Origin of the sequence: Caldalkalibacillus uzonensis (assembly GCF_030814135.1) — a bacterium.
Classification (GTDB): domain Bacteria; phylum Bacillota; class Bacilli; order Caldalkalibacillales; family Caldalkalibacillaceae; genus Caldalkalibacillus; species Caldalkalibacillus uzonensis.
Genome location: NZ_JAUSUQ010000012.1, coordinates 46,688 through 58,797 on the forward strand (window position 1 = coordinate 46,688; position 12,110 = coordinate 58,797).

Consider the following 12,110-nt stretch of genomic DNA (forward strand, 5'->3'; position numbering starts at 1 on the left):
TCATGGGTCGCAGCTTGAAAAAAGGACCTTTTGTCGATGACCACTTGATGAAGAAAATTGAAGCATTGAACGAAAAAAATGAGAAAAAAGTGATTAAAACATGGTCCAGACGTTCCACGATCTATCCTGAATTTGTCGGACATACGATTGCCGTCTATGACGGACGCAAACATGTACCGGTGTACATTACTGAAGATATGGTCGGTCATAAGCTTGGAGAATTTGCACCAACCCGTACCTTTAAAGGTCATGCGGGAGACGACAAGAAAACGAAGCGCTAAGCTTGAGGGGAGGTTATGACACGTGGAAGCAAGAGCAGTAGCCAGATTCGTGCGGATTGCTCCTCGTAAAGTCCGCCTTGTGATTGACTTGATTCGAGGGAAGCAAGTCGGAGAAGCGATTGCCATCTTAAGACATACGCCTAAAGCGGCATCCCCGGTCGTGGAAAAGCTTTTGAAATCAGCGATCGCTAATGCAGAGCACAATTACAATATGAATCCTGATGATCTCGTTATTAGCAAAATCTATTGTGACGAAGGTCCTACTTTAAAACGATTCCGCCCTCGTGCTATGGGGCGTGCAAGCCGGATCAACAAACGTACGAGCCACATTACCGTCGTATTGACAGAAAAGAAGGAGGGTTAATGCGTGGGTCAAAAAGTAAGTCCTAAAGGTCTCAGGATCGGCATTATTCGTGACTGGGAATCCAAATGGTACGCCGATAAGGAATATGCCGACTACCTGCACGAAGACCTTAAAATTCGCAACTACATTGAAGAGAGATTAAAAGACGCCGCTGTTTCCACCATCGAAATTGAGCGTGCAGCTAACCGCATCAACATCACCATTCACACAGCCAAGCCCGGCATGGTGATTGGTAAAGGCGGTTCTGAAGTAGAGGCGCTGAGAAAAGCACTCAATCAACTGACTGGCAAGCGGGTTCACCTAAACATTAGTGAAATCAAACAACCCGATCTTGATGCCAAGCTGGTGGCTGATAATATTGCCCGTCAAATTGAAAACCGTATTTCCTTCAGACGTGCCATGAAACAAGCCATCCAGCGCACGATGCGTGCCGGCGCCAAAGGGATTAAGACAATGGTCAGCGGACGTTTGGCTGGTGCAGACATCGCCCGCAGTGAAGGGTATAACGAAGGTACGGTTCCGTTGCACACCTTACGTGCAGATATTGACTATGGAACGGCAGAAGCTGACACCACCTACGGTAAAATCGGTGTCAAAGTGTGGATTTACCGCGGAGAAGTTCTTCCTCAGAAGAGAACGAAAAGAGCGGAAGGAGGTCAATAATCATGTTGATGCCTAAACGTGTGAAGTACCGCAAAGAGCACCGCGGCAGAATGAAAGGGCGCGCCAAAGGCGGTACTGAGGTTGCCTTCGGTGAATACGGTTTGCAAGCCCTTGAGCCGGCCTGGATCACCAACCGCCAAATCGAAGCGGCTCGTGTGGCTATGACACGTTATATCAAACGTGGCGGTAAAGTGTGGATTAAAATCTTCCCATCCAAACCCTACACCAAGAAGCCATTAGAGGTGCGCATGGGTTCCGGTAAAGGTTCTCCAGAAGGATGGGTTGCTGTTGTCAAGCCTGGCAAAGTGATGTTTGAACTGGCCGGCGTGCCTGAAGATGTTGCTCGTGAAGCATTAAGATTAGCCTCGCACAAACTTCCGATCAAAACGAAGTTTGTAAAACGTGAAGGTTTGGGTGGTGAGCCAAATGAAAGCTAATGAATTGCGCAACATGACCACTGCCGAAATCGAACAAAAAATTGCAGCTTTAAAAGAAGAATTATTTAACCTCCGTTTCCAGTTGGCAACAGGACAATTGGACAATACGGCACGCATCCGCCAGGTGCGCAAAGATATTGCTCGTGCCAAAACTGTATTGCGTGAAAGAGAACTGGGAATTAACTCTAAATAATCGAAAGGAGGTTACATCATGGCAGAACGTAATAATCGCAAAGTTCAAATCGGTAAAGTGGTAAGCGACAAAATGGATAAAACCATTACTGTTGCAGTTGAAACGTACAAAATGCACCCGCTGTACAAAAAGCGTGTGAAATATACCAAGAAATATAAGGCCCATGACGAGCATAACCAAGCTAAAGTGGGCGATATCGTTAAAATCATGGAAACTCGCCCGCTGTCCAAAGACAAGCGCTGGCGTCTGGTTGAAATCGTAGAAGAAGCTGTGATCATCTAATCCTAAACCAGATCTAATCTAACATGAACTTCTCGCTAAGAAGAGAGGAGGTTACAAGATGATTCAACAAGAAACACGTTTAAAAGTGGCTGACAACTCCGGAGCAAGAGAGCTGTTATGTATCAAAGTATTGGGTGGATCCGGCCGCAAATATGCCAACATCGGAGACTTAATCGTCTGTTCTGTGAAGGAAGCAACACCCGGAGGCGTTGTCAAAAAAGGTGATGTAGTCAAAGCTGTTGTTGTACGCTCTAAGCGAGGTGTTCGCCGTAAAGACGGATCTTACATCCGTTTTGACGAAAATGCCGCCGTGATCGTGCGTGATGATAAAAGCCCCCGTGGCACACGTATTTTCGGCCCTGTGGCTCGTGAACTGCGTGACAAAGACTTTATGAAAATTATCTCCCTGGCGCCTGAAGTGCTTTAAAAAGGGCTAGAACGACCAGATCCTGAGATTGAACAGGTAGGAGGTGCACAACAGATGCATGTAAAGAAAGACGACATGGTCATGGTGATTACCGGCAAAGACAAAGGGAAAAAGGGACGTGTGATCGCCGCCTATCCCCGTCAAAACCGCGTGCTGGTTGAAGGGGTGAACATGGTAAAAAAGCATCAGAAGCCTAACCAGGCTAACCCTCAGGGGGGCATTATTACCAAAGAAGCACCAATCCATGTCTCCAACGTTATGCCGATCGATCCCAAAACAGGCGAACCTACCCGAGTGGGCTACAAAGTGCTGGAAAACGGCAAGAAAGTGCGTATCGCCAAAAAGTCCGGTGAACCATTGGATAAATAATTGAGTGTGAAAGGAGGTTATCACTCATGGCTGCAAGATTACAGGAAAAATACCGCAGCGAAGTCGTTCCTTCATTAATGCAAAAGTTCAATTACAAAAGCATCATGCAAGTGCCTAAAATCGAAAAAGTCGTCATCAACATGGGGATTGGTGAAGCAGCCCAAAATGCCAAAGTGCTGGACGGAGCTGTTTCCGATCTGGAGGCCATCACAGGCCAAAAACCCGTCATTACCCGTGCTAAGAAATCCATTGCCGGTTTTAAAATTCGTGAGGGGATGCCGATCGGTGTCAAAGTCACCCTGCGTGGCGAACGGATGTATCATTTCCTGGATAAGTTATTTAATGTGGCCCTGCCCCGCGTACGTGACTTCAGAGGTGTATCACCTAAATCCTTTGATGGACGCGGCAACTACACCTTGGGCTTAAAAGAACAGCTGATCTTCCCTGAGATCGACTACGACAAAATTGATAAAGTGCGCGGAATGGACGTTGTGATTGTGACCACAGCACAAACTGACGAAGAATGCAAAGCCTTGCTTGATGAAATGGGCATGCCTTTCAAAAAATAAGGAACGGTTGAAAGATCACAATTGCTTGTAAGGAGGGAATGAACACAGTGGCCAAAAAATCCATGATCGCCAAAGCAAAGCGTAAGCCGAAATTTAAAGTGCGTGCTTACACCCGTTGTGAGCGCTGCGGCCGCCCCCATTCGGTTATGCGCAAATTCAAACTGTGCCGTATCTGTTTTCGTGAATTGGCCTATAAAGGTCAAATTCCAGGTGTGAAAAAAGCAAGTTGGTAATCCCGAGCTTGGGAAGGAAGGAGGTAATTTGAATGGCAATGACAGATCCTATTGCAGATATGCTGACACGTATTCGTAATGCCAATGCTGTTCGTCACCAATCATTAGAGGTTCCTGCTTCAAATCTCAAAAAGCAAATTGTTGAGATTTTAAAGCGTGAAGGTTTTATCCGTGATGCCGAGTACATTGAAGATAACAAACAAGGGATTATCCGTATCTATCTCAAATACGGCCCGAACAACGAACGGGTTATTACCGGACTGAAACGGATTTCGAAACCCGGCTTGCGCGTGTACGCCAAAAGTAATGAGCTGCCCCGCGTTTTGGGTGGTTTGGGTATTGCGATTATCTCTACATCCAAAGGCGTTATGACTGATAAAGAAGCGCGCCAGCAAAAAGTGGGCGGCGAGGTTATCGCTTACGTTTGGTAAAGACAGAACAGAAATGGAGGTGTTTGTATGTCACGCACTGGTTTGAAACCGGTCCAAATCCCCGATGGGGTGGAGATCAAAATTGACGGCACCCATGTGACCGTTAAAGGGCCAAAAGGTGAACTTTCCCGTCAGTTTCATCCTGATATGATGATCAACATTGAAGACAATCAAGTGGTCGTCAAAAGACCCACTGACAATAAACAACACAAATCCCTGCACGGCACTACCCGCTCCCTGATCGCCAACATGGTGGAGGGTGTCACCAAGGGATATGAGAAAAACCTGGAGTTAGTTGGGGTCGGCTACCGGGCCCAAAAAAGCGGCAACAAGCTGGTCTTGAACGTAGGTTACTCTCATCCTGTTGAAATCGTTCCTGAAGAAGGTATTGAGATTGAAGTTCCTTCCCAAACCAAAATTACGGTTAAAGGGATTGACAAAGAGCGTGTCGGCGCTGTGGCCGCTAACATTCGCGCTGTCCGTGAACCAGAGCCGTATAAAGGAAAAGGGATCCGCTACGAAGGTGAACAGGTACGCCGTAAAGAGGGTAAAACAGGTAAGTAAGGAGGGTAAGCAATGATCACCAAAGTGGACAAAAATAAAGCGCGCAAAAAGCGCCATGCCCGTGTGCGCCGCAAATTGTTCGGTACGGCAGAACGTCCGCGGCTCAATGTCTTCCGTTCCACTAAACATATCTATGCACAGCTGATCGATGATATGGAAGGTAAAACACTTGTCTCTGCTTCCACTTTAGATAAAGAATTACGCGATCAGATCGAATATGGCGGTAAAATTGAGGCTGCTCAGCAAGTTGGGGCATTACTGGCTAAGCGTGCCGTCGAAAAAGGATACAAACAAGTGGTGTTTGACCGTGGTGGTTATCTCTATCATGGCCGGGTAAAAGCTTTGGCCGATGCAGCCCGTGAAGGTGGTTTGCAATTCTAATGTTAGAAGGAGGGAAAACACATGCAAATCGATCCGAATAAATTAGAACTTGAAGAAAAAGTGGTCGCCATTAACCGTGTGGCTAAAGTGGTTAAAGGTGGACGCCGCTTTAGATTCAGCGCCCTTGTCGTGGTTGGGGATCGCAATGGCCATGTTGGCTTCGGCTTAGGTAAAGCAGGAGAAGTGCCCGATGCCATCCGCAAAGGGATTGAAGCAGCTAAGAAAAATTTGGTTAAAGTACCGATTGTCAAATCAACGATTCCCCATGAAATCATTGGCCATTATGGCGCTGGCAAAGTGCTGTTGAAACCCGCTTCCAAAGGTACAGGAGTTATCGCTGGCGGTCCTGTGCGTGCGGTTTTGGAATTGGCTGGTGTGCAAGACATCCTCACCAAATCACTGGGCAGCTCCAATGCCATTAACATGGTTCAAGCCACCTTTGAAGGCTTACAGCGCTTGAAAACAGCTGAAGAAGTGGCCAGATTACGGGGTAAGACCGTAGAGGAACTGTTAGGATAAGGAGGGAGAACAGATGGCGAAAAAATTGGAGATCACCCTCAAACGCAGTGTGATTGGTCGTAAACCCGATCAACGTAAAACGATCGAAGCACTAGGCCTGAAGAAACGCCATCAAACCGTGATGCATCAAGACAATGATGCGATCCGCGGCATGATCAATAAAGTGAGTCATTTAGTGGAAGTAAAAGAAGTGGAACAGTAAAACTCTTGGTAAGCAAAGAGGAGGTGTGTTATTGTGAAACTGCATGAGCTGAAACCTGCACCTGGATCACGCAAAGAGCGCAAACGTGTTGGCCGTGGTATTGGCAGCGGCACAGGTAAAACTGCAGGCCGTGGAACCAAAGGTCAGAATGCCCGTTCCGGAGGCGGCGTCCGTCCTGGGTTTGAAGGTGGTCAAATGCCACTCTACCGTCGTTTGCCTAAACGCGGATTTAAAAATCCGACCCGCAAGGAGTATGCGGTTGTCAACCTGGGCACGTTGAACCGTTTTGAAGAAGGCACCACTGTGACACCTGAGCTTTTGAAAGAAACTGGCGTGGTGAAGAATTTAAAGGACGGTCTTAAAATTTTGGGTGAGGGCGACTTAAAGGTGAAGCTAACCGTTAAAGCCAATAAATTCTCCCAATCCGCCATCGAAAAAATTGAAGCTGCTGGTGGAAAAACTGAGGTGATTTAATGTTCGCCACAATCTCCAATATTATGAAGGTAGAAGACCTTCGCCGTAAAATCATCTTTACCCTTCTGGTTTTAATCGTGTTTCGCATCGGGGCCTTTATCCCTGTGCCCAATGTGAATCCCGATGTGATCGACCTGTATGATCAGACCAATGTATTGGGTATTATCAGCATTATAGGTGGAGGTGCCCTGGAGCGCTTCTCCATCTTTGCCATGGGTGTTATGCCCTATATTACGGCCTCGATTATTGTGCAACTGTTAACCATGGACGTGATTCCGAAATTTGCCCAATGGGCCAGAGAAGGGGAAGCTGGACGGCGCAAACTGGCTCAGTTCACCCGCTACGGCACCATCGTACTGGGTTTTATTCAGGCCATCGGCATGTCCATCGGCTTTAACAGACTGTTCGATGGTTTGGTTGTTAACCCAGGTATAGGCACCTATTTATATATTGCGGTCATTCTAACGGCAGGTACCGCGTTCCTGATGTGGCTGGGTGAACAAATTACCGAAAAAGGCATCGGCAACGGGATCTCTATATTGATCTTTGCAGGAATTGTGGCGGCGATCCCGAGAGGACTGAACCAGCTCTATCTCCAGGAGTTTGGCGAAGGTGCGAATGTGTTCTTTGGTGTGGTGAAACTGGCCATTCTGGCGTTGATCGTCCTGGCCATTGTGGTTGGTGTCATTTATATCCAACAGGGCATTCGCAAAATCCCGGTCCAATATGCTAAACGGGTGGTTGGGCGCCGCATGTATGGCGGTCAATCAACTCACATCCCGTTAAAAGTGAACGCAGCCGGGGTGATTCCGGTTATTTTTGCCATGTCCTTAATTTTCTTCCCACCCACCATTGCCATGTTTTTTGCCGGAAACCCCATAGCGAACTGGGTGATTGATCACTTTGACTATACAAGCCCGATCGGGATGTTCTTCTATGTCATCCTGATTATCGGTTTCACCTACTTCTATACGTTTGTCCAAATCAATCCTATACAGATGGCGGAAAATATGAAGAAACATGGCGGTTATATCCCTGGCATTCGTCCCGGCAAAACAACATCCACCTATCTGACACGAATTTTGAATCGTATTACCTTGGCTGGTGCGTTATTCCTGGCGGCTGTATCAATTTTACCTGTCTTTTTCTCTGCTGTGGCTGCTGTTCCTCCTACAGTGACCATTGGAGGTACGGCCTTGCTCATTGTGGTCGGTGTGGCTTTGGAGACCATGAAGCAGATAAACAGCCAGCTGGTGAAGCGCCACTACAAAGGGTTTATTAAATAACGCATTTTAAAGATAGGATGTGGAGGGGTTTGATGAATCTGGTATTGATGGGTTTGCCAGGGGCCGGAAAAGGGACCCAGGCGGAAAAAATGGTGGACACTTTTGGGATTCCCCATATTTCAACCGGTGATATGTTCCGTGGTGCCATCAAAGAGGGAACCCCGCTTGGTCAGGAGGCTAAAGCCTACATGGACCGGGGGGAGCTGGTTCCGGATGAAGTCACCATAGGTATTGTCAGAGAACGTTTAGCCAAAGATGATTGTAAACAAGGCTTTTTGCTTGACGGATTTCCCCGCACTGTACCTCAAGCAGAAGCATTGGAAAGGATATTGGCTGAATCAGGCCGGGAGCTGGATCACGTCATTTATATCGAAGTGGCCCAGGAATCGCTGTTGAAACGTTTGACCGGCCGGCGCATTTGCTCAGGCTGTGGCGCTACTTATCATGTCGTGTTCAACCCTCCAAAACAAGAAGGTGTTTGCGACAAGTGTGGCGGCTCACTCTATCAGCGTGATGATGACCAGGAAGAAACGGTCCAAACACGCCTTGAGGTCAACCTGAAGCAACAAGAACCACTCCTTAAGTTTTATGAGCAGAAGGGCTACCTGCGTACCGTCAACGGTGAGCAAGACATCGAAAAAGTATTTGGCGACATCACAACTATTTTAAGAGGGCAGGCCCAATGATTGTCACCAAATCCAAGCAAGAACTTGAGTTAATGAAAGAAGCAGGGCGCATCGTAGCCTTTGTGCACCAGGCGCTTAAAAAAGTCATTGAGCCTGGGATTACGACCAAAGAGCTCGATGCCCTGGCTGAAAAAGTGATTCGGGCCCATGGAGCAACGCCTTCCTTTAAAGGTTATGGAGGCTTTCCTGGCAGTATTTGCACCTCAGTCAACGAAGAGCTTGTTCATGGTATCCCATCTGAACGAAAATTGAAAGATGGCGATATCATCAGCATTGATGTGGGCGCTAATTTTAAAGGCTACCATGGTGACTCTGCCTGGACTTACCCGGTTGGGTCGATCAGTGAGGGAGACAAACGCTTGCTGCGTGTCACAGAGGAATCCTTGTACAAGGGACTGGCAGAAGCGAAGCCGGGTGCACGGTTGTCCAACATTTCCCATGCCATACAAACCTATGTTGAAGCTGCAGGCTTTTCCATTGTCCGGGAATATGTGGGACACGGCATCGGCACCAAGCTGCACGAAGATCCTCAGATCCCCAACTTTGGTCCGCCAAACCGGGGACCCCGCTTAAAACCAGGCATGGTCCTGGCCATTGAGCCGATGGTCAATGCGGGAACCCGGCATGTTCACACGTTAGATGATAACTGGACGGTTGTGACCGACGACAAGCAGAACTGTGCTCATTTTGAGCATACCATTGCCATCACGGAAACAGGATATGAAATCCTAACCAAACTTTAAGGGACAGGTGAGGATTGTGACTGATTCACAAGCAGTACCCCAAGTTGGCCAAATTGTTCGTATCCTGCGCGGCCGGGATGCCGGGCAATACGCGATTGTGATCAAAGTGGTGGATGAACGTTTTGTCCTGATTGCGGATGGCAATAAACGTAAATTTGACTCCCCTAAAAAAAAGAATGTGAAGCATTTAGAGTTGTATCAACATGTTGCAACCGTCGTGCAAGAGAGCATTGAGGAAACAGGGCGTGTCACAAATGGTAAATTACGCTTTGCCTTGAACAAGTTTAAGGAAACTTTAGATGACGAGGAGAAAGGAGAGTGATTCCATGGCCAAAGAAGATGTGATTGAAATGGAAGGCACTGTGATCGAACCTTTACCGAATGCCATGTTCCGTGTAGAATTAGAGAATGGTCATAAGGTGCTTGCCCATGTCTCTGGTAAAATCAGAATGCATTTTATCCGCATTTTGCCGGGAGACAGGGTAACGGTTGAACTATCGCCTTATGATCTCTCTCGTGGTCGAATCACTTACCGTTACAAATAACCCGTTTGCTTTTGTGTAAGGCTCTGGCCAACCAAAGGAGGTTTTTAACATGAAAGTAAGACCATCCGTAAAACCAATTTGTGAAAAATGCAAAGTGATCCGCCGCAAAGGGACGGTTATGGTCATTTGCGAAAATCCAAAGCATAAGCAGCGTCAAGGATAACAACCGTTAGGAGGTGTACAGTTATGGCACGTATTGCTGGTGTCGATATTCCCCGCGATAAGCGTGTTGAAATCGCCCTCACTTATATCTACGGTATTGGCCGCCCAACCGCGCAGAAAATCTTGCAGGAGACCGGGATTAACCCGGATACCCGTGTACGTGATTTAACGGAAGAAGAAACGGCCAAAATTCGTGAGTACATTGACCGCAACCTCAAAGTTGAAGGTGATCTGCGCCGTGAGGTGTCGCTTAACATCAAGCGTTTAATTGAGATCGGCTGCTATCGGGGCATCCGTCATCGCCGCGGATTACCGGTACGTGGTCAGCGCACCAAAACCAATGCGCGTACACGCAAAGGTCCTCGCCGCACAGTGGCTAATAAGAAAAAATAATCTAAAGGAGGGATTAGGCTATGGCTAAACAAAGAACGAGAACACGCGTTAAGCGTCGGGCACGTAAAAATGTGGAGTCCGGCATTGCCCACATAAAATCTACGTTTAACAACACCATTGTGACCATTACGGACAAACACGGGAATGCAATTGCTTGGTCCAGCGCCGGTAATGTTGGTTTTAAAGGGTCACGCAAAAGCACGCCATTTGCAGCCCAAATGGCAGCTGAAGCAGCTGCTAAGGAAGCAATGGAACATGGCATGAAAGAAGTTGAAGTGATGGTTAAAGGGCCCGGAGCCGGCCGTGAAGCGGCCATTCGTTCCCTTCAAGCTGCCGGCCTTGAAGTGAACACCATCAAAGACGTGACGCCCATCCCGCACAACGGATGTCGCCCACCAAAACGCCGTCGCGTCTAAGCAAGGAAATCCCGGTTACCTGCTGTTAACAGGTCAAACCGGCGTAACAATGGTATAAATTTCCTTGATTTGTGCCATACTGAAATGGTAAGCAAAATGTGTCTTGTAGGCGATTTGGCGTTTTGAAGGAGGGTTCGTTGGATGATAGAAATCGAAAAGCCGAGGGTTGAAGTGGTGGAAACAGCGGAAGACGGCACTTACGGCAAGATCGTTGTTGAACCATTGGAGAGGGGCTATGGCACCACACTGGGGAACTCCTTGCGCCGTGTTTTGCTCTCTTCACTCCCAGGGGCAGCCGCCCGTACGGTTCAAATTGAAGGTGTTTTGCACGAGTTCTCGACGATTGAAGGGGTTGTGGAAGACACCACGGAAATCATCTTGAATCTTAAGCAGCTTGCCCTTAAGATTCATACTGATGAAGAAAAAACGCTGGAGATCGATGCAGAAGGAAAAGGCGTCGTTACCGCTGCCGATATTCGCCATGACAGTGATGTGGAAATTTTAAACCCAGACCTTCATATTGCCACTCTGGCTGAGGGTGCCAGACTTCATATGAAAATTACAGCAGGACGGGGCCGTGGTTATGTTCCGGCGGAAGGGAATAAGCGAGCCGATCTTCCGATCGGCGTCATTGCCATTGACTCGATTTATTCTCCCGTCTCCAGAGTGAATTATCAGGTGACCAACACCCGTGTGGGACAGGTGACCAACTATGACAAATTGACCTTAGAGGTGTGGACAGACGGCAGTCTGCGCCCGGAAGAAGCAGTCAGCCTGGGAGCCAAAATCTTATCAGAGCATCTCGCGCTCTTTATCGGCCTGACAGATGAAGCCCAAGAAGCAGAAATCATGGTGGAAAAAGAGGAAGACCAAAAAGAAAAAGTCCTTGAAATGACCATCGAAGAACTTGACTTATCGGTACGCTCCTATAACTGCTTAAAGCGGGCGGGGATTAATACGGTGCAGGAATTGACGCAAAAAACGGAAGAAGACATGATGAAAGTCCGCAACCTCGGAAAAAAATCGCTTGAAGAAGTACAGGCCAAACTGGCCGAACTCGGCCTGTCTTTACGCAGTGATGATTAAGACACCTTAGAACAAGACTTGCAACAAGGGGGGAAACGAGATGGCTCGAAAATTAGGACGCAAAACAGGCGCTCGCAAAGCGCTGTTGCGTGATTTGGTGACGGATCTGTTTATTTATGAACGCATCGAAACAACAGAGGCAAAAGCAAAAGACGTACGTTCCATTGCTGAAAAAATGATTACATTGGCTAAACGGGGAGATCTTCACGCCCGCCGTCAGGTGGCTGCTTTTGTCCGCAAAGAAGTGGCTGATACCGAGTCGGGCAAGGATGCCGTTCAAAAGCTGTTTGACGATATTGCACCTCGCTTTGAAGACCGTCAAGGGGGCTACACACGCATCTTAAAACTGGGTCCCCGCCGCGGAGACGGTGCACCTATGGTTTATCTTGAACTGGTTGAGTAAA

General features: G+C 47.8%; 26 protein-coding genes. All 26 read left to right on the plus strand.

Going from position 1 to position 12,110, the window contains the following annotated elements:
* The first annotated feature begins 2 nt into the window (after nucleotides 1-2).
* A complete protein-coding gene (gene rpsS / locus J2S00_RS14715) occupies nucleotides 3-281 on the plus strand; it encodes a 30S ribosomal protein S19 (RefSeq protein ID WP_307341370.1) in 279 nt (92 codons plus the stop codon).
* A 22-nt stretch (nucleotides 282-303) separates the two neighbouring features.
* Nucleotides 304-645, plus strand: coding sequence for a 50S ribosomal protein L22 (gene rplV, locus J2S00_RS14720; protein ID WP_307341373.1), 342 nt, complete (start codon nucleotides 304-306; stop codon nucleotides 643-645).
* 3 nt (nucleotides 646-648) lie between these two features.
* The gene (gene rpsC, locus J2S00_RS14725) at nucleotides 649-1,308 is read left to right on the plus strand and encodes a 30S ribosomal protein S3 (RefSeq protein ID WP_307341376.1); all 660 of its coding nucleotides are present in this window, start codon (nucleotides 649-651) and stop codon (nucleotides 1,306-1,308) included.
* 2 nt (nucleotides 1,309-1,310) lie between these two features.
* The gene (gene rplP, locus J2S00_RS14730) at nucleotides 1,311-1,745 is read left to right on the plus strand and encodes a 50S ribosomal protein L16 (RefSeq protein WP_307341379.1); all 435 of its coding nucleotides are present in this window, start codon (nucleotides 1,311-1,313) and stop codon (nucleotides 1,743-1,745) included.
* Nucleotides 1,735-1,938, plus strand: a complete 204-nt coding sequence (gene rpmC, locus J2S00_RS14735; RefSeq protein WP_307341382.1) for a 50S ribosomal protein L29 — start codon at nucleotides 1,735-1,737, stop codon at nucleotides 1,936-1,938. The genes rplP and rpmC overlap by 11 nt, the downstream gene beginning before the upstream one ends.
* An 18-nt stretch (nucleotides 1,939-1,956) precedes the next feature.
* The gene (gene rpsQ / locus J2S00_RS14740) at nucleotides 1,957-2,220 is read left to right on the plus strand and encodes a 30S ribosomal protein S17 (RefSeq protein WP_307341385.1); all 264 of its coding nucleotides are present in this window, start codon (nucleotides 1,957-1,959) and stop codon (nucleotides 2,218-2,220) included.
* A 58-nt stretch (nucleotides 2,221-2,278) separates the two neighbouring features.
* Nucleotides 2,279-2,647 carry a 50S ribosomal protein L14 gene (gene rplN, locus J2S00_RS14745; RefSeq protein WP_307341388.1) on the plus strand — a complete coding sequence of 123 codons (369 nt, stop codon included), beginning with the start codon at nucleotides 2,279-2,281 and terminating at the stop codon, nucleotides 2,645-2,647.
* 54 nt (nucleotides 2,648-2,701) lie between these two features.
* Nucleotides 2,702-3,016, plus strand: a complete 315-nt coding sequence (rplX, locus tag J2S00_RS14750; protein ID WP_307341391.1) for a 50S ribosomal protein L24 — start codon at nucleotides 2,702-2,704, stop codon at nucleotides 3,014-3,016.
* Between the two features lie 26 nt (nucleotides 3,017-3,042).
* Nucleotides 3,043-3,585 carry a 50S ribosomal protein L5 gene (gene rplE, locus J2S00_RS14755; RefSeq protein WP_307341393.1) on the plus strand — a complete coding sequence of 181 codons (543 nt, stop codon included), beginning with the start codon at nucleotides 3,043-3,045 and terminating at the stop codon, nucleotides 3,583-3,585.
* Between the two features lie 47 nt (nucleotides 3,586-3,632).
* A complete protein-coding gene (locus tag J2S00_RS14760; RefSeq protein ID WP_307341395.1) occupies nucleotides 3,633-3,818 on the plus strand; it encodes a type Z 30S ribosomal protein S14 in 186 nt (61 codons plus the stop codon).
* A gap of 32 nt (nucleotides 3,819-3,850) precedes the next feature.
* Nucleotides 3,851-4,249, plus strand: coding sequence for a 30S ribosomal protein S8 (gene rpsH, locus J2S00_RS14765; protein ID WP_307341399.1), 399 nt, complete (start codon nucleotides 3,851-3,853; stop codon nucleotides 4,247-4,249).
* 27 nt (nucleotides 4,250-4,276) lie between these two features.
* Nucleotides 4,277-4,813, plus strand: coding sequence for a 50S ribosomal protein L6 (rplF, locus tag J2S00_RS14770; protein WP_307341403.1), 537 nt, complete (start codon nucleotides 4,277-4,279; stop codon nucleotides 4,811-4,813).
* Between the two features lie 12 nt (nucleotides 4,814-4,825).
* Complete coding sequence (rplR, locus tag J2S00_RS14775; protein WP_307341406.1) at nucleotides 4,826-5,194, plus strand: 50S ribosomal protein L18; 369 nt, start codon at nucleotides 4,826-4,828, stop codon at nucleotides 5,192-5,194.
* Between the two features lie 21 nt (nucleotides 5,195-5,215).
* Nucleotides 5,216-5,713 carry a 30S ribosomal protein S5 gene (gene rpsE / locus J2S00_RS14780; RefSeq protein ID WP_307341409.1) on the plus strand — a complete coding sequence of 166 codons (498 nt, stop codon included), beginning with the start codon at nucleotides 5,216-5,218 and terminating at the stop codon, nucleotides 5,711-5,713.
* Nucleotides 5,714-5,726: 13 nt separating this feature from the next.
* On the plus strand, nucleotides 5,727-5,915 hold the full coding sequence (rpmD, locus tag J2S00_RS14785; protein WP_307341412.1) for a 50S ribosomal protein L30: 189 nt from the start codon (nucleotides 5,727-5,729) through the stop codon (nucleotides 5,913-5,915).
* 33 nt (nucleotides 5,916-5,948) lie between these two features.
* Nucleotides 5,949-6,389: a 50S ribosomal protein L15 gene (gene rplO / locus J2S00_RS14790; RefSeq protein ID WP_307341415.1), complete on the plus strand. Its 441-nt coding sequence runs from the start codon at nucleotides 5,949-5,951 to the stop codon at nucleotides 6,387-6,389.
* Nucleotides 6,389-7,675 (plus strand): preprotein translocase subunit SecY, encoded by a 1,287-nt coding sequence (secY, locus tag J2S00_RS14795; RefSeq protein ID WP_307341418.1) that lies wholly within the window; start codon nucleotides 6,389-6,391, stop codon nucleotides 7,673-7,675. Before rplO ends, secY begins: the two co-directional genes overlap by 1 nt.
* 32 nt (nucleotides 7,676-7,707) lie before the next feature.
* Nucleotides 7,708-8,361, plus strand: coding sequence for an adenylate kinase (locus J2S00_RS14800; RefSeq protein WP_307341421.1), 654 nt, complete (start codon nucleotides 7,708-7,710; stop codon nucleotides 8,359-8,361).
* On the plus strand, nucleotides 8,358-9,104 hold the full coding sequence (gene map, locus J2S00_RS14805) for a type I methionyl aminopeptidase (RefSeq protein ID WP_307341426.1): 747 nt from the start codon (nucleotides 8,358-8,360) through the stop codon (nucleotides 9,102-9,104). Before J2S00_RS14800 ends, map begins: the two co-directional genes overlap by 4 nt.
* 16 nt (nucleotides 9,105-9,120) lie before the next feature.
* Entirely contained in the window at nucleotides 9,121-9,426 is a 306-nt protein-coding gene (locus J2S00_RS14810) for a KOW domain-containing RNA-binding protein (RefSeq protein ID WP_307341428.1), read from the plus strand.
* A gap of 4 nt (nucleotides 9,427-9,430) precedes the next feature.
* Nucleotides 9,431-9,649 carry a translation initiation factor IF-1 gene (infA, locus tag J2S00_RS14815; protein WP_202081262.1) on the plus strand — a complete coding sequence of 73 codons (219 nt, stop codon included), beginning with the start codon at nucleotides 9,431-9,433 and terminating at the stop codon, nucleotides 9,647-9,649.
* A 49-nt stretch (nucleotides 9,650-9,698) separates the two neighbouring features.
* A complete protein-coding gene (gene rpmJ, locus J2S00_RS14820) occupies nucleotides 9,699-9,812 on the plus strand; it encodes a 50S ribosomal protein L36 (RefSeq protein ID WP_007505902.1) in 114 nt (37 codons plus the stop codon).
* A 23-nt stretch (nucleotides 9,813-9,835) separates the two neighbouring features.
* Entirely contained in the window at nucleotides 9,836-10,204 is a 369-nt protein-coding gene (rpsM, locus tag J2S00_RS14825; RefSeq protein ID WP_307341454.1) for a 30S ribosomal protein S13, read from the plus strand.
* A 20-nt stretch (nucleotides 10,205-10,224) separates the two neighbouring features.
* A complete protein-coding gene (gene rpsK, locus J2S00_RS14830) occupies nucleotides 10,225-10,620 on the plus strand; it encodes a 30S ribosomal protein S11 (RefSeq protein ID WP_307341455.1) in 396 nt (131 codons plus the stop codon).
* A gap of 141 nt (nucleotides 10,621-10,761) precedes the next feature.
* On the plus strand, nucleotides 10,762-11,706 hold the full coding sequence (locus J2S00_RS14835) for a DNA-directed RNA polymerase subunit alpha (protein ID WP_307341457.1): 945 nt from the start codon (nucleotides 10,762-10,764) through the stop codon (nucleotides 11,704-11,706).
* A gap of 40 nt (nucleotides 11,707-11,746) precedes the next feature.
* Nucleotides 11,747-12,109, plus strand: a complete 363-nt coding sequence (gene rplQ / locus J2S00_RS14840; RefSeq protein ID WP_307341459.1) for a 50S ribosomal protein L17 — start codon at nucleotides 11,747-11,749, stop codon at nucleotides 12,107-12,109.
* Nucleotide 12,110: the final 1 nt, after the last annotated feature.